General features: G+C 69.6%; 15 protein-coding genes, 1 tRNA gene and 1 pseudogene. 11 read left to right on the forward strand and 6 right to left on the reverse strand.

Translation table 11 applies throughout. The features are described 5' to 3' along the window. Positions 1-196 precede the first annotated feature (196 nt). Both ACSJJR_RS03495 and ACSJJR_RS03500 read left to right on the forward strand, forming a co-directional pair. The gene (locus tag ACSJJR_RS03495; RefSeq protein WP_435941460.1) at positions 197-1,405 is read left to right on the forward strand and encodes an IS110 family transposase; all 1,209 of its coding nucleotides are present in this window, start codon (positions 197-199) and stop codon (positions 1,403-1,405) included. A 169-nt stretch (positions 1,406-1,574) separates the two neighbouring features. Continuing rightward, positions 1,575-2,858 (forward strand): threonine/serine ThrE exporter family protein, encoded by a 1,284-nt coding sequence (locus tag ACSJJR_RS03500; protein ID WP_435942253.1) that lies wholly within the window; start codon positions 1,575-1,577, stop codon positions 2,856-2,858. A 76-nt stretch (positions 2,859-2,934) separates the two neighbouring features. On the opposite strand, the gene ACSJJR_RS03505 is transcribed toward ACSJJR_RS03500, so the two are convergent. After that, positions 2,935-4,545: an aspartate:alanine exchanger family transporter gene (locus ACSJJR_RS03505; RefSeq protein ID WP_435942103.1), complete on the reverse strand. Its 1,611-nt coding sequence runs from the start codon at positions 4,543-4,545 to the stop codon at positions 2,935-2,937. A 380-nt stretch (positions 4,546-4,925) separates the two neighbouring features. Here ACSJJR_RS03505 and ACSJJR_RS03510 point away from each other — a divergent pair, with 380 nt between their 5' ends. From ACSJJR_RS03510 to ACSJJR_RS03525, 4 genes are all read left to right on the forward strand, one after another. Beyond that, the gene (locus ACSJJR_RS03510) at positions 4,926-6,710 is read left to right on the forward strand and encodes an acetolactate synthase large subunit (protein WP_435942104.1); all 1,785 of its coding nucleotides are present in this window, start codon (positions 4,926-4,928) and stop codon (positions 6,708-6,710) included. A 5-nt stretch (positions 6,711-6,715) separates the two neighbouring features. Beyond that, on the forward strand, positions 6,716-7,228 hold the full coding sequence (gene ilvN / locus ACSJJR_RS03515; protein ID WP_435942105.1) for an acetolactate synthase small subunit: 513 nt from the start codon (positions 6,716-6,718) through the stop codon (positions 7,226-7,228). A 9-nt stretch (positions 7,229-7,237) separates the two neighbouring features. Continuing rightward, entirely contained in the window at positions 7,238-8,269 is a 1,032-nt protein-coding gene (ilvC, locus tag ACSJJR_RS03520) for a ketol-acid reductoisomerase (protein ID WP_435942107.1), read from the forward strand. A gap of 166 nt (positions 8,270-8,435) precedes the next feature. Further along, positions 8,436-9,023 (forward strand): flavodoxin domain-containing protein, encoded by a 588-nt coding sequence (locus ACSJJR_RS03525; protein ID WP_435942108.1) that lies wholly within the window; start codon positions 8,436-8,438, stop codon positions 9,021-9,023. Between the two features lie 79 nt (positions 9,024-9,102). Here the strand turns inward: ACSJJR_RS03525 and ACSJJR_RS03530 are convergent, their stop codons facing one another. Next, positions 9,103-9,576 carry a DUF4282 domain-containing protein gene (locus ACSJJR_RS03530; protein WP_435942110.1) on the reverse strand — a complete coding sequence of 158 codons (474 nt, stop codon included), beginning with the start codon at positions 9,574-9,576 and terminating at the stop codon, positions 9,103-9,105. A gap of 180 nt (positions 9,577-9,756) precedes the next feature. On the opposite strand from ACSJJR_RS03530, the gene ACSJJR_RS03535 reads away from it, so the two are divergent. From ACSJJR_RS03535 to cimA, 3 genes are all read left to right on the forward strand, one after another. Then, the gene (locus ACSJJR_RS03535) at positions 9,757-10,821 is read left to right on the forward strand and encodes a 3-isopropylmalate dehydrogenase (RefSeq protein ID WP_435942112.1); all 1,065 of its coding nucleotides are present in this window, start codon (positions 9,757-9,759) and stop codon (positions 10,819-10,821) included. Between the two features lie 71 nt (positions 10,822-10,892). Continuing rightward, the gene (locus tag ACSJJR_RS03540; RefSeq protein WP_435942113.1) at positions 10,893-12,056 is read left to right on the forward strand and encodes a branched-chain amino acid aminotransferase; all 1,164 of its coding nucleotides are present in this window, start codon (positions 10,893-10,895) and stop codon (positions 12,054-12,056) included. 60 nt (positions 12,057-12,116) lie between these two features. Beyond that, entirely contained in the window at positions 12,117-13,754 is a 1,638-nt protein-coding gene (gene cimA, locus ACSJJR_RS03545) for a citramalate synthase (protein ID WP_435942254.1), read from the forward strand. 40 nt (positions 13,755-13,794) lie between these two features. Here the strand turns inward: cimA and ACSJJR_RS03550 are convergent, their stop codons facing one another. Further along, positions 13,795-14,673, reverse strand: coding sequence for a polysaccharide deacetylase family protein (locus tag ACSJJR_RS03550; RefSeq protein ID WP_435942115.1), 879 nt, complete (start codon positions 14,671-14,673; stop codon positions 13,795-13,797). Between the two features lie 193 nt (positions 14,674-14,866). Here ACSJJR_RS03550 and orn point away from each other — a divergent pair, with 193 nt between their 5' ends. Beyond that, positions 14,867-15,487 carry an oligoribonuclease gene (gene orn, locus ACSJJR_RS03555; protein ID WP_435942255.1) on the forward strand — a complete coding sequence of 207 codons (621 nt, stop codon included), beginning with the start codon at positions 14,867-14,869 and terminating at the stop codon, positions 15,485-15,487. 170 nt (positions 15,488-15,657) lie between these two features. Then, positions 15,658-15,733, forward strand: a tRNA-His gene (locus ACSJJR_RS03560). Positions 15,734-16,313: 580 nt separating this feature from the next. Here the strand turns inward: ACSJJR_RS03560 and ACSJJR_RS03565 are convergent. The 3 genes and pseudogenes from ACSJJR_RS03565 to ACSJJR_RS03575 form a co-directional block, all read right to left on the reverse strand. Then, positions 16,314-17,408 (reverse strand): annotated as a pseudogene (locus ACSJJR_RS03565) (recombinase family protein); the annotation flags it as partial. A 383-nt stretch (positions 17,409-17,791) separates the two neighbouring features. Continuing rightward, positions 17,792-18,331 carry a hypothetical protein gene (locus ACSJJR_RS03570; RefSeq protein WP_435942117.1) on the reverse strand — a complete coding sequence of 180 codons (540 nt, stop codon included), beginning with the start codon at positions 18,329-18,331 and terminating at the stop codon, positions 17,792-17,794. A 31-nt stretch (positions 18,332-18,362) separates the two neighbouring features. Next, positions 18,363-18,803, reverse strand: coding sequence for a single-stranded DNA-binding protein (locus tag ACSJJR_RS03575; protein WP_435942119.1), 441 nt, complete (start codon positions 18,801-18,803; stop codon positions 18,363-18,365). Positions 18,804-18,855: the final 52 nt, after the last annotated feature.

Consider the following 18,855-nt stretch of genomic DNA (forward strand, 5'->3'; position numbering starts at 1 on the left):
CCAGTTGCTGTGGGCATGATGTCTTGCCCCTGTCCGTAGATGATCCGGGGGGTGTTGTCACCCGCAGCAGCCGGACGCTGGTGACCGCTGATAAGGGGAACGACCCACCGCGTGTGAGGTCTTTCGTAACGTGGGTGCGGAACCGGTCGTCCACCGGCTGGCCCCGTATCGACTTGACCGAGAGGCGGCAGGAGAGATGGATATCGAGGACATCGAGGTCTTCATCGGCATCGACGTCGGCAAGACGGACCACTGGGCCACGGCCCTGAGCCGGGACGGGCGGAAGGTCCTCGACAAGCCCCTTCCCAATGACGAGGCACGTCTGCGTTCCCTTTACGGCAAGCTGGCCGACCACGGGAGGCTGCTGGTGGTGGTCGACCAGCCCGCCACCATCGGGGCCCTGGCCGTGGCGGTGGCCCAGGACATGGGCATCACCGTGGGCTACCTGCCCGGACTGTCGATGCGACGCATCGCCGACCTGACGCCGGGCAGCGCCAAGACCGACGCGAAGGACGCGGCCGTCATCGCCGGCGCGGCCAGGAGCATGCCTCACACCCTGAGAGCCGTCAGCGCCTCGGACGAGGACGCGGCCGCCTTGTCGATGCTCACGGGATTCGACCTGGACCTGGCCCGCCAGGTCAACCAGAGCGCTAACCGGATCCGGGGCCTGTACACCCAGATCCACCCCGCCCTCGAGGCCGTGGTGGGGCCCTGGCTGGAGCACGACGCCGTCTTGGAGGTCATCGCCGCCTGGCCCACCCCAGCCGATCTGAAGCGAGCGGGCAAGGCAAGGATTGACGCCAGGCTCAAGAAGCACGGGTGCAGGCGGCACGCCACCTGGGCCGGCCAGATCGTCTCGGCCCTGGAGCACCAGACCGTGGTGGTCGCCGGCACCGACGCCGCCGCAACGGTGCTACCTCACCTGGCCAGGCAGCTCATCGCCCTGCACGCTCAGCGGGCCGATGTCGCCGCCCAGGTCGAGGCCCTGGTGGAGGCCCACCCTCTTTATGAGGTCCTGATCTCCATGCCCGGGATCGGGGTCAGGACCGCCGCCGTCTTCCTGGCCGAGACCCTGGGCAAGACCTTCGACACCGGCGCCCAGCTGGCCTCCTACGCCGGGCTCGCTCCCGTCACACGCCGCTCCGGCTCATCGATCCGTGGTGAGCACGTCTCCCACGGCGGCAACAAGAGGCTCAAGCGCGCCATGTTCCTGTCCGCCTTCGCCTCCCTGCGCTCCGACCCCGTCTCCCGGGCCTACTACCAGCGCAAACGAGACCAGGGCAAGCGTCATAACCAGGCCGTTCTCGCCCTGGCCCACCGCCGCATCCTGACCCTGCACGCCATGATCCGAGATGGAGCCCTCTACGACCCACAACCAGCCACGAAACTACCCGCCGCCGCTTGACACACCACATAGGGGCACCCCCCCACACAGTGCACCCAACACCACACACAACGCCCCGCACTCACGCACCCCACACACGGCAGTCCTCGGGCAGCATGGGTACGTGACACACAATCCTGGTTCCTCCGGCCCTGCCGATCTCGACCTGCCTCTTGACGCCGACCAGCTCATGCACCAGTCAGGTGTCGTCCTGCGCCTGGGCAAGCTCATGCTCGCCTGCGGCGCGAGCTCCTACCGCGTGAAGTCCTCGATGGCGAGGGCGGCTGCGGCCGTCGGCCTCGACAGGCACGAGGCGACGGTGACGATGACGGAGATCGTCACCTCGTCCTACACCGGTGACCGCTTCCGCACGGAGGCGGCGGAGATCCGGCGTGTGGGTGTCAACGTCGCGCGCCTTGAGGCACTGCGCCGCCTGGTCCATGACCTTCCTGAGCACGTCAGCGTGGAGGACCTGGACGCGAAGCTTGACGAGATCGTCGCTGCCCGCCCGCTGTACGGGGGCGTCGCCAACGCCCTCGCCTCTGGTGTGGCCTGTGCGGGCTTCTGCTTCCTCAACCAGGGTGGGTGGGTCGAGTGCCTTGCGGTGCTGCTGGCGGCCTGCGTGGGTCAGGCGGTGCGCCGTCAGATGCTCGGGCGCCACTTCCAGCACTTCTTCACGTGGATCGTGTGCGGCGTGGTTGCCTCGGGGCTCTACATGGCCGGCGTCAGCCTCCTCGACCTCGCGGGCGTCACTGACGGCAACCACCAGGGCGGCATCATCTCCGCAATCCTCTTCCTCATCCCCGGCTTCCCGCTGGTGACGGCGATGCTCGACCTCGTGCGTCAGGACTTCTCCTCTGCGCTCTCACGGGCCTCGTACGTCGTGCTCGTCATGGCGGCAGCTGGTGTGGCGGTGTGGACGGTGACCTTTGTCTTCGACTGGGAGGTGGAGGCCACCTACGTCTTCCTGCCTGACGGGCCCGTGCTCTACGCGCTGCGCGCGCTGTGCTCCTTCGTCGCCGCCTACGGCTTCGCCGTCCTGTTCAACGCCGCTCCCAGGGCGGCCGGCCTGGCGGCGGTCGTCGGCGCGGTGGCCAACACGGGCCGTCTTGTTCTCATCGACGAGCTGGGCGTGCCGTGGCAGCTGGCCGTCGGCCTGGCGGCGGTGACCATCGGACTGCTCGCCCAGGCCTTCGTCTCGCGCGCCTCCTTGTCTCGTGTGGCCCTGTCGGTGCCGGCCGTCGTCATCATGATCCCCGGGGTCCCCTTCTACCGGGCGGTCTCCGCCCTCAACGACCAGACCGCGGAGGCTCATGTCGCGATCGGCACCGCGGCCACCAACCTCACCGAGGTCTTCCTCGTTGTCACGGCGATCGGAGTCGGGCTGGCGATGGCGCGCATCCTCACCGACCGCAACTGGCGCCATGACGTTCCGACCTCACTGCCTCTGGTCTCGCCACGGGCCCAGCGCTGACAGGGCGCACGGTACACAGCGAGGGGGCCGGTCACCTGTGTGGTGACCAGCCCCCTCGCTGTCGCAGCGGTTGTGCTCACAGCCCCCCGAGGATCTGGGCGATGAAGATCTTGGCGATCATGGCCACGGGGTAGACCATGGCGTAGCCCAGGGCAACGCGCGGGTCCGCACCGGTGCGCTCGTTGGCGAAGGCCAGGACCGCAGGCTGGGTCTGGGCGCCGCCCAGGAGGCCGGACAGGCGGGTGCCGCCCATCTTGACGACCCAGCGCATCGAGGCGTAGATCCCCAGACCGACGATGGTCGTGATGACGAACCCGGTGACGAGGATCTTCCACCAGTCGCCCCCGGTGAAGGCGTTGGCGATCTGGCCTCCGGCCTTGGTACCGGCCTGCGCGAGGAAGATGAGCAGCCCGAGCTCGGAGAGCACCGCCGTTGCGGTGAAGGGCAGGGCGGTGACAAAGCCCTTGATCCTGCCGATCTTGCCGAAGACGAGTCCGACGAGCAGCGTGCCCGCGGCCGATCCGATGGAGAAGGTCGCCCCGGTGGGCGTCAGGAACTTCCACTCACCGATGAAGATGCCCAGGGCCATGCCCAGGCCGAGAGCCACCGGGTTGATGGAGGACAGGCCACGGGCGGAGTCTCCGAAGAAGGCCGAGACCTCCTTCATCCGGCCCGTCGGGGCGACGACGCGCACGCGGTCGCCGAGCTGGAGGACGAGGTCGGGGGTGCCCACCATGTCCGTGTCCCCACGGCGCACCCGCGAGATGGTCGCGCCGAAGGTGTGGTCCACGCCGAGGTCGGCGATGGTGTGGCCCGCGATCTTCGGGTCGGAGACGGTGATACGGCGGAAGTCGAGGTAGCGGCGGTCCTCGATGAGGGAGTGGGAGGAGCCGTGGCCCAGAGCCTTGATGACCTGGCTGACGGCATCCTGGGTCCCGACGACGGTGACGAGGTCATCGCGGTTGACTCGGTCCTCGGAAACGGGACGCGTGATGGGCCCGGTCTCACCGCGGCGCAGGCGCGAGAAGCGCAGCTCTCCCGACACGGTGGCGAGCAGGTCGCCGATCATGGGGGAGTCGTCACGCTCGACGCGGATCGTGCGGTTCGTCAGTGGCGAGGGCTTGTCCCTGTCGGAGCGGCGGTAGCGCAGCGCCAGGAGGCTGAAGAAGAGCATCCCGATGACGCCGTAGAGGTAGGCGACGGCGTAGCCGACCGTGGCGATGGCGACGCCGTCGGGGTTGCCCGCCATGGTCGCGGCGTTGCCGGCAGCGGCCAGGGCAGGGGTGTTGGTGATAGCCCCGGCGAAGGTGCCCGCGATGAGGGCGGAGTCCATGCCCAGCACGTGGCCGACGCCGAGGCCGCAGGCGGCGGCGACGATGAAGACCAGCAGCATGAGGGCCAGGGGCCCGGCGGCCGTGCGGATGACGTGGAAGAAGTTGGGGCCGGACTGCACGCCGATGGCGAAGGTGAAGACCGCCAGGCCGAGGATGCCCATGGCGGAGGGGACCTCGATGGTGACGCCCTGGGCAACGCCCCAGGCGGCCAGGACGATGCCGGCGAAGAGCACGGCGGCGGCGCCGAGGCTCACGCCCTTGACCTTGATGTGCCCGACGAGCATGCCGAGGCCGATGAGGAGGAACAGCACGAGGACGGGGTTGTCCGCCAGGTGCGTGAGGACGGGGACCACGGTGGTGTGCCAGCCTTTCGTGCGCCCGGACGGCGGGACCGGGCGTGGGTAGAGAATCGGGCAGGGAGCATGAGGATTGTCTCACCGCCGCTGGCGACACGGTCCTGGACTTCGGTCCGCTCCGCCGGGGCGCGGGCCGTGCGCCCCGCCCCGCCCACCGGCCCGTGTGCGCACCGTCCGCTCCGCCGGGGCGCGGGCCGTGCTGTGGCGCACACATGTGGAGGGACCAAGCGGGCTGTCTCTCGCCAGCACGCCCGTGGTCCCACGATATGAGACCAGCGGGCCGCATGGTGACTCGGATCGTGGGACGGCATAACGTTGGCGGCACCGGCCCCGACCGAGAGCAGTGGGCCGCCGAACCCAGGACACAGGAGGGCAGCATGGCACGCGCAGGCGCACCGTCGGCCGATGACCGCCGGCTGATGACAGGAGCAGCCGCGCTGGTACGCGCTCTTGAGGACGTCGGGGTGACGGACATCTTCGGCATGCCCGGAGGCGCCATCCTGCCCTTCTACGACCCCCTGCTCGCGAGCGAGAAGATCCGCCACATCCTCGTGCGCCACGAGCAGGGCGCCGGCCACGCGGCTGAGGGCTACGCGCTGGCCACCGGGCGCGTGGGCGTGTGCGTGGCGACCTCCGGCCCCGGCGCGACCAACCTCATCACCGCCATCGGCGACGCCCACATGGACTCCGTGCCCATGCTCGCCATCACCGGGCAGGTCGGCGCCCGCGCGATCGGCACCGACGCCTTCCAGGAGGCGGACATCGTGGGCGCGACGATGCCCTTCGTCAAGCACTCCTTCCTCGTCACCGACCCCGAGGAGATCCCCGCCCGCGTCGCCGAGGCCTTCCACCTGGCCGCCACCGGCCGCCCGGGCCCCGTGCTCATCGACGTCTCGAAGAACGCTCAGGAGGGCCTCATCGAGTACCAGGCCCCCGGCAGGCTCGACCTGCCCGGTTACACCCTGCCCGGCAGGCCCAACCAGCGCCGTGTCCAGCAGGCGGCCGAGGCCATCGCCTCCGCCGAGCGCCCCGTCCTCTACCTCGGCGGCGGCCTCAACCGCTCCGGGCTGCCCACCGAGGCGCTCACCGAGCTCGTCGATCTCATTGGGGCGCCCTTCACCACGACCCTCACGGCGCTGGACGTGCTGCCCAGCGCCCACCCGCTCAACCTCGGCATGCCGGGCATGCACGGCACCGTCGCCGCCGTCGGCGCCCTGCAGCGCGCAGACCTCATCGTGTGTCTCGGTGCCCGTTTCGACGACCGCGTCACCGGCAAGGTGGACACCTTCGCCCGGCGCGCCAGTGTCATCCACGTCGATGTCGATCCGGCGGAGATCTCCAAGATCCGCACCGCCGACATCCCCATCGTCGGTGACCTCAAGGACGTCGTCCCCGCCCTGAGCGCCGCCTGCCGCGCCCAGTTCAGTGCGGAGCCGCGCGCCGACACCGACCAGTGGCTGACGGAGGTCGCCCACATCCGCGCGACCTACCCGACGACGTGGACGGACACCGATGACGGCCTCCTCCAGCCGCAGGAGGTCATCAACCACCTGGCCGCCCAGGCCCCCGAGGACACGATCTGGGTCACCGGCGTCGGCCAGCACCAGATGTGGTCCGCCCACTACCTGAGGTTCAACCGCTCCCGCTCCTGGCTCACCTCCGCCGGCGCCGGCACCATGGGCTACGGAGTCCCCGCGGCCATGGGGGCCAAGGTCGGTGCGCCCGAGCGGACGGTCTGGCTCATCGACGGCGACGGCTGCTTCCAGATGACCAACCAGGAGCTGGCGACCGCGACGCTCAACAACATCCCGATCAAGGTCGCCATCATCAACAACTCCTCCCTGGGCATGGTCCGCCAGTGGCAGACGCTGTTCTACGGGCAGCGCTACTCCAACACGGACCTGCACACCGGCGCGGACACGGCCCGGGTCCCCGACTTCGTCACGCTCGCACAGGCCTACGGCGCCGTCGGGCTGCGCTGCGAGCGCCTGGAGGACGTTGACGACGTCATCGCCCAGGCCAACGCGATCAACGACCGCCCCGTCGTCATCGACTTCATCGTGTCCGCCGACTCCCAGGTCTGGCCGATGGTCGCAGCCGGCGTGTCCAACGACGAGATCCAGATCGCCCGGGGCATGAGCCCCACGTGGGAAGAGGAGTGAGCGACGTGAGTGCCAAGCACACGCTGTCTGTCCTGGTGGAGAACAAGCCCGGCGTGCTCACGCGCGTGTCGGCGCTGTTCACCCGACGCGGCTTCAACATCCACTCCCTGGCTGTGGGCCCCACCGAGCACGAGGACATCTCGCGCATCACGGTGATCGCCGACGCCGAGGGCCTGGCCATGGAGCAGGTGACCAAGCAGCTCAACAAGCTGGTCAACGTGCTCAAGATCGTTGAGCTCGACCCTGAGACCTCCGTCGGCCGCGAGCTCTACCTCATCAAGGTCCGCGCCGACGACGCCAACCGCACCGCGGTGCTGCAGATCGTGGACCTCTTCCGTGCGCACGTCGTCGATGTCTGCCCGACCTCGGTGGTCATCGAGACCGTGGGCTCGGAGTCCAAGGTCAAGGCCCTGCTCGATGCCCTGCGGCCCTACGGGGTCAAGGAGATCGTCCAGTCAGGCGCCGTCGCCATCACGCGCGGCCCCCGTTCCATCACCGACCAACTCAAGGAGAAGTGAGAATCCACTATGGCAGCTGAGAAGTTCTACGACGACGACGCCGACCTGTCCGTCATCCAGTCCAAGAAGGTTGCGGTTATCGGCTACGGCTCCCAGGGACACGCCCACGCCCTCAACCTGCGCGACTCGGGCGTCGAGGTCGTCGTCGGCCTGCGCGAGGGCTCTGCCTCCGTCGCCAAGGCCGAGGAGGCGGGCCTGACGGTCATGCCGGTTGCCGAGGCGGTCGCCTGGGGCGACGTCATCGTCGTGCTCGCCCCGGACCAGGTCCAGGCGACGCTGTACACCGAGCAGATCGCGCCCAACATCAAGCCTGGCTCCGCCCTGCTGTTCTCCCACGGCTTCAACATCCACTTCGGCTACATCAAGCCGGCCGCGGAGATCGACGTCGTCATGGTGGCCCCCAAGGGCCCCGGGCACACGGTGCGCCGCGAGTTCGAGGGCGGCCGTGGCGTGCCGGTGCTCGTGTGCGTCGAGCAGGACGCCACCGGCTCCGCCTGGCAGACCGCGCTGTCCTACGCCAAGGCCATCGGCGGCACCCGCGCGGGCGCCATCAAGACGACCTTCCGCGAGGAGACCGAGACCGACCTCTTCGGTGAGCAGGCCGTCCTGTGCGGTGGCGTCTCCCAGCTCATCCAGTACGGCTTCGAGACGCTGGTCGAGGCCGGCTACCAGCCGGAGATGGCCTACTTCGAGGTCTGCCACGAGATGAAGCTCATCGTGGACCTTATCGTCGAGGGCGGTATCTCCAAGCAGCGCTGGTCCTGCTCCGACACCGCCGAGTACGGCGACTACGTCTCCGGCCCGCGTGTTATCACCCCGGACGTCAAGGAGCACATGAAGGAGGTCCTCGGCGACATCCAGGACGGCTCCTTCGCCAAGCGGTTCATGGACGACCAGGCTGCCGGAGCCCCCGAGTTCAAGGCGCTGCGCGCCAAGGGTGAGAGCCACCCCATCGAGAAGGTGGGCCGTGAGGTCCGCTCGATGTTCTCCTGGCGTGCGGAGGTTGACAAGGACTACGTCGAGGGATCTGTCGCCCGCTGAGGCCACCCTTCGCGCACGAGGGCGCCGTCTCCTGCAGGGAGGCGGCGCCCTCGTTCGTCGTGCCGCCGGGCGGGCCTGCGCAGGCTCACCTTCCTGGACGACGCCGTCGGGCCCGCCTACGTTGTCGGGCGCCCCAGAGCCCGACCACCACGAAGGACAGCACCCCGTGTCACCAAAGAACGGCGCCGAGCCCCACGGCGCCCCGCGCGCCATCGTCATCCACAACTCCGTCACCGGCTTCGCCGAGACCTACGGGGGATGGGTCGCCGAGGCCATCGGTGCCGAGCTCGTGCCCTGGGAGCGCGCCCGCACGCTGCCCCTGGGCGGCTACGACCTCATCGTCTACGGGGCGGGCGTGCGCATGAGCCGGATCCGAGGCTTCTCGGCCTTCCGGCGTCGGCTGGAGCGCCAGGGGCTGGCGGACTCGGGCAGGGTGCTCGTGTGGGCCAACGGCGGGACCCCGCAGCACCCCGACCGGGACTGGAGGGTCCCCGCGGCCACCTTCACCAAGGCCGAGCTGGCCCAGGGGCGCTACCCCTTCGTCTACGTTGAGGGAGGCGTGCGCTACGAGGGCCTGAACCTGGTGGAGGACAGGCTGCTGCGCCTGTTCTCCAAGCGGGTCCAGCGCTACCGCCACCGCGGCGAGTGGGCCGTGGCCGTGGCGGACTCCATCGCCGAGGGCTACGACCACTCCTCTCCCGAGCAGATCGAGCCGCTCATCGCGATGGCCCGCCAGAGGCTCGGCCTGGGCTGAGCGCCCTGACGCCGACGTCCCCGTGCGGCCGGTCAGTGGCCGCACGGGGACGTGCGTGGGGCTGAGGGGCAGGGGGCTTTCAGCGCCTGGCCTGCTCGACCAGCTCAGAGGTGTTCCGGGCGGTGCGGATGAGCGCGACGGAGGTCTCAAGACCCAGCCGGATGAGGATGATGTAGACGAGGGCCGGGATCCAGCCGAAGAGGAAGGCCATGATGCCGACGCTGGCGTCCTGCGAGAAGCCGGCGATGACCATGAACAGCCAGCCCAGGGCGCACAGCGCGATGAAGGCGATGTAGATGAACTTGGCGAAGCTCAGGGTGATGTACCTGGAGAAGGACATGTCGAACAGTGCCTTGAAGAACCCGTCGCCCTGCGGCTGCGTGTAGGCGGGGACCTGCGGCGGCAGGCCGTAGGCAGGGGCCGGCGGCGCGCCGTAGACGGGGGGCTGGCCGTAGGGCTGGGTCGGTGCGCCGGCGGAGGGGGCTGACGGGTAGGCGTCGTAGCCGCCGTTGGGCACGGGGCTGCTGGGCTCGGGAGCGGGAGGGTTCTGCATCTGAGGTCTCCTGACTAGGGTGAGGGCGGGTGCACCTCGGTAGGCACATGCTAGGACGTGGGGGCACGGCGCTGGTGGGACCGCCCGTCCTGCGGGCATTGCGGCCCGATGACACCCCCTGCTGGCCCAGGATACGGACCGCGCGTCTCGCATGGTGGCAAAGCGCCGTAGCCTGGGCCCATGACTCAGGCTCCCCACACCATCAGGCTCGCGGTGATCCCCGGCGACGGCATCGGCAAGGAGGTCGTGCCCGAGGGCCTCAAGGTCCTCGACGCCGTCCTGGCGGGCACCGGCACCACCGTCGAGACCACCCTGTTCGACCTGGGGGCGGAGCGCTGGCACCGCACCGGAGAGACCCTCACGGACAAGGACCTCGCCGCCCTCGCCGAGCACGACGCCATCCTGCTCGGCGCGGTCGGCGACCCGAGCGTGCCCTCCGGCGTCCTCGAGCGCGGCCTGCTGCTGCGCCTGCGCTTCGAGCTCGACCACTACGTCAACCTGCGTCCCTCGCGCTACTACCCGGGAGTGCCGACCCCTCTGGCCGAGCCGGGCGACATCGACTTCGTCGTCGTGCGCGAGGGCACGGAGGGCCTGTACTGCGGCAACGGCGGCTCCGTGCGCCTGGGGACCCCCCACGAGATCGCCACCGAGGTGAGCGTCAACACCGCCTTCGGCGTCGAGCGGGTCGTGCGCTACGCCTTCGAGCAGGCTCAGGCCCGTCGCAAGCACCTCACGCTCGTGCACAAGCACAACGTCCTCGTCCACGCCGGCCACCTGTGGCGCCGCGTCGTCGAGTCCGTCGGGGCCGAGTACCCCGAGGTCAGTGTCAGCTACTGCCACGTGGACGCCGCCACCATCTACATGGTCACCGACCCCGGGCGCTTCGACGTCATCGTCACCGACAACCTCTTCGGCGACATCCTCACCGACGAGGCCGGAGCCGTCACCGGTGGCATCGGTCTGTCCGCCTCGGGCAACCTCGACCCGTCGGGCGCGCACCCCTCGATGTTCGAGCCGGTCCACGGCTCGGCGCCGGACATCGCGGGGCAGGGCCTGGCCGACCCGACCGCCACGGTCTCCGCCGTCGCCCTGCTCCTGGCCCACCTCGGCCACCACCAGGCTGCCGCCCGCGTGAGCGCCGCCGTCGATGCGGACATGGCGGCGCGTGCGGCCGCCAGCCGGGCGGGCGTCCCCCTGGTGCGCTCCACGAGCGAGATCGGCGACGCCATCGCCGCCGCCCTGTGAGCCGCCCCGCCGTCAGGGTCAGTATCCGAGAGGACGGAGTCCATTGCTTGGGCTCGCGGTAGGCTGGGCCTATGCCTGAGCCAGCAGCCACCGTGCACCCCTCCCTCGAGACACCCCTGTCGCGGGCCGCCAGCCTGCCCGTCCCCGCCGCCACGGAGCTCAGTGGACGCTTCAGGCTCCAGCGCAACCCGCGCTGCGCCTCCGACGCTGACCGCGCCCAGGCCCTGCGCGACCTCCACTTCGGCGCCGTCTTCACTGACCACATGGCCCACGCCCGCTTCAGCCGCGGCGAGGGGTGGGCGGACCACGAGGTCATGCCCTACGGCGACCTCGCCCTGTCCCCGGCCTCGGCCGTCCTGCACTACGGCCAGGAGGTCTTCGAGGGCATCAAGGCCTACCGCCATGAGGACGGCTCCGTGTGGACCTTCCGGCCCCGCTACAACGCGACCCGCCTCAACGTCTCCGCCCGGCGCCTGGCCCTGCCCGAGCTGCCCGAGGAGGACTTCATCGCCTCCCTCGTCGACCTCGTGCGCACCGACGAGGCCTGGGTCCCCTCCGGGCGGGGCGAGTCCCTCTACCTGCGGCCCTTCATGTTCGCCTCCGAGGCCTTCCTGGGCGTGCACGCCGCCGGCGTCGTGGACTACTACGTCATCGCCTCCCCCTCGGGCGCCTACTTCACCCACGGCCTGACGCCGATCAGCATCTGGGTCACCCAGGACTACCACCGCGCCGGCCGAGGCGGCACCGGCTTCGCCAAGACCGGGGGCAACTACGCCTCCTCCCTCCTGCCGCAGCAGGAGGCGGCGGCCAAGGGCTGCGACCAGGTCTGCTTCCTCGACGACGTCACCCAGACCAACCTCGAGGAGCTCGGCGGCATGAACATCATGGTCGTCGATGCCGACGGCACCGTGCGCACCCCGCGGCTGACCGGCACGATCCTCGAGGGCAGCACCCGCTCCGCGATCATCCGTCTGCTCACCGACGCCGGGCGCCGCGTCGTGGAGGACACCATCAGCCTTGACAGTCTCGTCGAGGGCATCCGCCGCGGCACGGTCACCGAGGTCTTCGCCTGCGGCACCGCTGCCGTCGTCGTGCCCCTGGGCAGGCTCATGGGCAGGGACTTCGACGTCGAGATCACCGGCTCCGAGGTCACCCACGAGATCCACGACCGCCTCACCGGCATCCAGTACGGTCGGCTCGAGGACCCCTACGGTTGGATGTACCGCCTGGCCTGACGGCCGGCGCCCGCCGGACAGCGCAGGAGCACCGTGAACGCACCCGACGACAGCGCGCGCGTGGCCGCCTACGACACGACGCTGCGCGACGGCGCCCAGCAGCAGTCCGTCTCCTTCACCGTGGAGGACAAGCTCGCTGTCGCGCGCCTGCTCGACGCGCTCGGCGTCGCCTACATCGAGGCCGGTTGGCCCGGCGCCGTGCCCAAGGACACCGAGCTCTTCGCCCGGGCCCGCGACGAGCTGCGCCTGAGCACCGCGCGCTTGGTCGCCTTCGGCTCCACCTGCCGCCCCGGGACCCCGGCCGCGCAGGACCCGCAGGTCCGTGCCCTCATCGACTCCGGGGCCGAGGCCGTCACCATCGTCGCCAAGTCGGACCCGGCCCACGTCGAGCGCGCCCTGCGCACCACCCGCGAGGAGAACCTGCGCATGGTGGCGCACACCGTCGCCGTGCTCGTGCGGGCCGGGCGCGAGGCCATGGTGGACCTCGAGCACTTTTTCGACGGCCTCAGGCGCGACCCCTCCTACGGCCTCGACGTCGCCCTGGCCGCGGCCGGCGCGGGAGCCGACGCCGTGATCGCATGCGACACCAACGGAGGAAGCCTTCCCGAGGAGGTGGCCCAGGGCGTGCGAGCCTTGCGCACGGCCCTCGACGACGCCGGTCACGGCGGCTGCGTCGTGGGCATCCACACCCACGACGACTCCGGTCTCGCCGTGGCCGGCGCCATGGCGGCCGTCACGGCCGGGGCCCGCCAGGTGCAGGGCTGCGTCAACGGCTACGGCGAGCGCACCGGTAACGCCAACCTCCTGACCCTCATCGCCAACCTCGAGCTCAAGACCCGCTACCGGGTCCTGCCAGGCGAGGAGGAGGAGCGCGCCGCCCGCCTCACCGAGCTGTCCGCCGTCTCCCGCAGGATCGGTGAGATTGCCAACCGGACACCCTCAGGGCGCCTGCCCTACGTGGGGGCCAAGGCCTTCGCCCACAAGGCCGGCCTGCACGCCTCTGCCATCAAGGTGGACCCTGGCCTCTACCAGCACACCGACCCGGCCCGCGTGGGCAACACCATGACCATGCTGGTCTCAGAGATGGCCGGCCGGGCGAGCATCGAGCTCAAGGCCCGTGAGCTCGGCATCGACACCGCTGGGGACAGGGACCTGCTCACCCGGGTCACCGAGGCCGTCAAGGAGCGCGAGGCGCGCGGCTACGCCTACGACGCCGCGGACGGCTCCTTCGAGCTCCTGCTGCGCCAGGCGCGCGGCGACCTGCCCGAGTACTTCCGCGTCGAGTCCTGGCGCGCCTCCATCACGGCCCGCCCCGGGCCGGGGGAGGAGCTGCTGCCCGACGACGGGGCCACCGTCACCGACTCCGAGGCGACGGTGCGCCTGTGGACCGGCGGGCGCCGCCACGCCGTCCTCGGCGAGGGCAACGGCCCGGTCAACGCCCTGGACCACGCCCTGTGCGACGCCCTGGCCACCGTCTACCCGGAGATCCGGGCCTTCGAGCTGACGGACTTCAAGGTGCGTCTGCTCGACTCCGAGCGCGGCACCCGCTCGATCGTGCGCGTCCTCATCGACATCACCGACGGCGAGCGCACGTGGTCCACCGTCGGCGTCGGCACGGACATCATCGAGGCCTCCTGGGAGGCCCTGACCGACGGGCACGTCGTCGGGCTCCTGCGCTCAGGCGTTCAGCCGCGGTGAGCCGGTCCTGAGGGCCGGTCCCAGGCGCCGCCTGGTGCACTCACACGTGGCGGTCGTGCCCGGGACCGAAGTAGACGTCGTCGAGCGTCGCGGTGAGCAGCGAGCGCTCGCGGAGGATGTCGATGATCTGGCCGTACAGGTGCGTGACCGTGGGGAAGTTCGCGTGGCCGATGACGATGTGCTGGGCCTGCAGCCACTTCTGGGCCTCACCGAGCAGCACGTCCTCGGTAAGCAGCCCCGAGTCGCCGAAGGAGCCGTACCACATCGTCGGGGCGGTGTAGCCGAGCCTGGCGCACACCGAGTCCGTCCACTCGTCGCGGTACCCGTAGGGCGGGCGGACGAAGGGGGCTCCCGTCACCCCGTACTGGTCGTTGAGGAGGGCCTCGCACTGGCTCAGCTCGTCGATGATCCCGGCCTCGGTCAGGCTCGTGAGCCCGGCGTGCGTCCACGTGTGGTTGCCGAGCTGGACCTGCCCGGACTCGACGAGCGGGAGCATCTTGTCCCGGCACTCGGTCCAGGACGGGTAGCAGCCGGTGACGAAGAAGGTCAGGCGCACGCCCGAGGCGGCTGCGAAGTCCAGGTAGGCGTCGACGACCTCGGTCGAGGCGCCGTCGTCGATGGTGATGGCGACGGTGTTGCCCACCGCCTCGGGCAGGCCGGTCAGGACGCTGCCGTCCAGCGGCTGCGGGCCCGGCAGCGGGGGAGGGCCGTCCTGGAGGAACAGCGGGTCCCTCGTGGGCGTGGGGCTGGGCGTCGGGCTCGGGGTGGGGCTGGGCGTCGGGCTCGGGGACAAGGACGTCGCGGGGCCCGGTGAGCCGGTGGCCGCGGGGGAGGCCCCGCTGTCGCCGGGGGCGGCGCAGGCACCGGTCGCGGCCGCGGTGCCGGCGGCCAGCATGAGCATGAAGTCTCGACGTCGCACGGGTGCTCCTGAGGTGACGGTGGTGTGCTGACGGGGCACAGCATGCCAGGACTGGGGCGGTGACGCCTCCTGCTGGGGGAGGGGGCACGTCACCACCCGGCCGGCCGTGGGCCCTGGGCGCGAGGCCTCACACGCCCCGGGCGCGCGGAGGGCGTTGCGCCGCGGGCTAGACTGCCGTGCCGTGAGCCGACAGATGACGACCTCCGACCCGCTGGTGTGGATCGACTGCGAGATGACCGGACTCGACCTGGGCGCTGACGCGTTGATCGAGGTCGCCGTGGTCGTCACCGACTACGAGCTCAGGCCGCTCGGGGAGGGGCTCGACGTCCTCATCGCGCCACCGGCCGGCGCCCTGGAGCAGATGAACGACTTTGTGCGCCAGATGCACACCTCCTCCGGTCTGCTGGCCGAGCTCGAGCAGGGCCTGACGATGGCCGAGGCGCAGCGGGTTGTCCTCGACCACGTGCGCTCCCTCGTGCCCACGGCGGGAACGGCCCAGCTCGCCGGCAACTCCGTCGGCACGGACAAGGCCTTCCTCGCCCGGGACATGCCCGAGCTCATCGACTACCTGCACTACCGCGTCGTCGATGTCTCCTCCCTCAAGGAGCTCGCCAAGCGCTGGTACCCGCGCGCCTACTTCCAGTCCCCGAGGAAGAGTGGCGGGCACCGTGCGCTCGCGGACATCCTCGAGTCCATCGACGAGCTGCGCTACTACCGCAACGTGCTCTTCCCTGCGGGGGAGGGGCCCAGCAGTGAGCAGTGCCGCCAGGCGGCCGCCGACATCCTCGCCCACCCGACGACGGCGCAGGCCTGACGGGCACCGGGGCCTGCCCTGGAGGGTGCGGCCCCGTGCCTGACCGGGCGGCGCCCGCCGCACCGAGGGACGCGGAGGGCCTGACGTGATGCAGTGCACGGGGTGCGGATTGGTGCCCTTGGCGCCAACCCGATAAAGTTCCCCTCGTCGCGAGCAGGCTCGTGACAGTGGTGGCTGTAGCTCAGTTGGCAGAGCGCTTGGTTGTGGTCCAGGAGGTCGCGGGTTCAAGCCCCGTCAGCCACCCCAGATGGGTCAGGTGTGAACTTTCGACCAAGGGACCACCCTTGGTCGGGGTTCCGTCCTGGCCCTGTTCTCGTGCCCGGGCGGCCCAGGTCAGGGCGTCGGCCTGTAGATCGGTGTTGGCGAGCCCGTCGTAGGGACTCCGATACCCGACCCGGATGCCGTTGTCCTCGTCGATGTAGATCGCCTTGAACAACGCCTGATTACACAACCGACGGTTCGCATCATCGGCACGGGCATAGATGTCACTCACACGGGACAGCAGCAGCAGCAACGAGTCGTCCAGGTTCGCCCGCGCATCCGCATAATGCCCGTGATGCGCGGCCAGCCGGTACTCGATGGTCTCCAACGACCCGGTGATCCGGTCCTGCTCCCGCTTCAACAACCCCAACGGGACCGCACCCGTGTAGTGGGCCTGCAACAGTTTGCGCTGCTCGTCCTCCAGACGGGTCCGGCGGGCAGCCAGATCAGCCAACTCCCCCGCGCCCTCAGCCATCATCTGATCAAACCTCGCATGCAACATCCCCGACAGCGCCTGCCGGGTCTCCGGGTCGATCTGAACCGTCTCGTAGAACCGTTCAACCAGCCGCTCCACCTGCTCGATCAGCATCGCCTGCCGGGTACAGTCCCCCCGGCCCGCGTGCCGCGCCGAACACACAAAGTACGGGTAGATCCGGCCCCGGCCACTCCTGGCATGACACACCAACAGCCGCGACCCGCACTGCCCACAAAACACCGTCCCCTTCAAATAGTGCTCGTGCACCTGGGTCGCGTCCGCAGCCGACCGGTGCGTACCCAGCACGGTCTGGACCTGATCCCACACCTCGCTCGCCACGAGCGCCTCATGGACCCCCGGATAGGTGACACCCTGGTAGCGGACGCTCCCCTTGTAATACGGATTCGTCAGCATCCGATGCACCGACGACTTACCGATCGGCCGCGACGGCCGCCGTGGCGTGGCCGGCGTGGTCAACCCCCGCGCCACCAGCTCCCGATGCAACTGGCTGGTCGTCCAGTCCCCCGACGCGAACACCTGGAACGCCCACCGCACCAGCGGCGCCCGATCCTGGTCGATCTCGACCGTGCGCACCTCACGACCGAACTCGTCACGCACCCCCACATTGCGATACCCGATCGGCGCCCTCGTCACCGTGCCACCCTGCGCCGCCTTCTGCGACAGCCCCTTCACCACCTCGGTGGCCAGGTTCCGCGAGTAGAACTCCGCGATCGAGGACATGATCCCGTGCAGCAACATCCTCGACGGAGTCTCGTCGATGTTCTCGGTGGCCGACACCAACGTCACCCCGGCGTCCTTCAGCGCCAGATGGATCGTCACATCATCAGCCCGGTTCCGGGCTAACCGGTCCACCTTGTGCACGATGCAGTAGTTCGTCTTGTGCCGGGTGACGTACTGGATCATCCGCATCAACTCGGGCCGATCCGCCTTACGCGCCGACTCACCCGCGTCGACGAACTCCTCCACAATCGTCGCACCAAGCTGATCGGCCTTACGTTGATTCGCCTCCCGCTGCGCCGGGATCGAGAAACCCTCGGCGTTCCCGCCCTTCTCCGCCTGCTCCTTCGTGGAGACCCGCAGATAGGACACCGCGACCGAACCTGGGAACGGGGTCGGCGCGACGAGACTGTCTATCGCGGTTCGGTGTGCGTCGATCATCGTCATGGCCCTTCTCACGTCACTGGTCTCCCGACGCGGACTGACGAGCCTGCCGGATGTTGATCGTGAGAAGAGCCCGGGGACTGTAGGACTAGGCCGAGTCGGCCACGTTTGCTTTGCCTCGCCGTGGCGAAGCGCTAGGACCACAACATCCGCCGTCCGCGACGGGTGTGCTCATTCTACGACGGCGGGTGCGTCGAAGCACAAGGCCGTTCGGGCTGAGCCGTGTCTGGCGAGCGACCCGCGCCGGATTGTTGGAGTGCCAGGCGGATCAGCAGTTCACTCAGCTTGTCCAGGTCGGGCGGCTGGTGGAACTCGGCTCGGATCGTCAGTACGCGTTCACTCTGCTGGCGCTGCCCCGTCTTGCGAACGTAGCGGCGCACCACGATTCACACCTCACCGCTGTCGGGATCGATGGCAGCGAAGAAGGCGTCCTCTGCTTCTTGCCGGGCCGCAACCTCGTCCAGGACGAACTGGACGAAGTCCTCGTCACGGTCGGTGATCGGCGTCTCCTCAATGGGCGGCGCCGGGTCTTCACCCGGCCAGTTCGTCTGGCGTGTGGGTCGGTCCCGGTCCAGACGGGTTCCGGATGTCGCCACCCAGTCCCGTAGGCGGGCTCGGGCGTCGGCGAAGTCGCGATGCCAGCCCAGCGGTGCCGAGCCGTTCTGGTCGGGGTCGTAGGCGCACAGCCAGTGAAGGTGCAGCGCGGAGAGCTCCCAGAGCAGTTCGGGGTGGCGGTGCCAGCACGGCGGGATCACGCTCGCCGGAAGTCCGTAGGTGTGGCGCAGCCAATCGACCCAGCGGTTGAGTTTCGAGCAGTTCGGCTTCGAGATCGTTCGCGGTAAGCAGATTCCAGTTGATCGGGTGCGGCGGCTCCGGAATGTCGAGTCGGGCTGACGCCGGCCCCACCTCGGGCGGGATGTCGTCATCGGTCGGGAGAAACTGATCGGTCATGATCGCTCACATGCCGATAGCGGTCGCGTTGGACGGCGTGGGCTGCTGAGGCGCGGCGAACGCTGCGGAGTCGCGCCCGGATGCTGAGCGCCCACTGCGATCTACCTCGTAGCGAGTACGGGCAAGGTCATGGCCGATCCTGCTCGCGATGAACTCCTCACCCTCGAAGCGCTGGCCGTTACGTTCGTAGGAATAGTCACGCACCCGGCCGTCCGCGATGATGTTGTCACCTTTGGCCAACCGCTCCGCTCCCTGCTCGGCAGCACCCCGATAGGCGACGAGGTCGTGGAAGGTCGTCTCCAACTGAGTGAAGGTGTTGTCAGGTTCCTTGCGGTAGTGCTCGATCCCGATCTTCAGGTACAGGCGTGCGTCGCCGCGCTCGGTGTAACTGAGTTGGGGCTCCGAGGCAACGAAACCCGAAATGGACTGGTGGGTGTGAATGGCCATGACGGCGTCCTCCTGGTCTTGGGCGGTCAGCTGTGTGGCCGCTGTACCTGGC

This window comes from Actinomyces sp. W5033 (genome assembly GCF_051303165.1).

Coding starts and splice junctions, on each gene's coding strand:
- ACSJJR_RS03570 (WP_435942117.1), bottom strand. CDS start 18,331: ATGACGACATCCCGCCCGAGGTGGGGCCGGCGTCAGCCCGACTCGACA.
- ilvC (WP_435942107.1), top strand. CDS start 7,238: ATGGCAGCTGAGAAGTTCTACGACGACGACGCCGACCTGTCCGTCATC.
- orn (WP_435942255.1), top strand. CDS start 14,867: ATGACGACCTCCGACCCGCTGGTGTGGATCGACTGCGAGATGACCGGA.
- ACSJJR_RS03530 (WP_435942110.1), bottom strand. CDS start 9,576: ATGCAGAACCCTCCCGCTCCCGAGCCCAGCAGCCCCGTGCCCAACGGC.
- ACSJJR_RS03535 (WP_435942112.1), top strand. CDS start 9,757: ATGACTCAGGCTCCCCACACCATCAGGCTCGCGGTGATCCCCGGCGAC.
- ACSJJR_RS03500 (WP_435942253.1), top strand. CDS start 1,575: ATGCACCAGTCAGGTGTCGTCCTGCGCCTGGGCAAGCTCATGCTCGCC.
- ACSJJR_RS03575 (WP_435942119.1), bottom strand. CDS start 18,803: ATGGCCATTCACACCCACCAGTCCATTTCGGGTTTCGTTGCCTCGGAG.
- ACSJJR_RS03540 (WP_435942113.1), top strand. CDS start 10,893: ATGCCTGAGCCAGCAGCCACCGTGCACCCCTCCCTCGAGACACCCCTG.
- ACSJJR_RS03495 (WP_435941460.1), top strand. CDS start 197: ATGGATATCGAGGACATCGAGGTCTTCATCGGCATCGACGTCGGCAAG.
- ACSJJR_RS03510 (WP_435942104.1), top strand. CDS start 4,926: ATGGCACGCGCAGGCGCACCGTCGGCCGATGACCGCCGGCTGATGACA.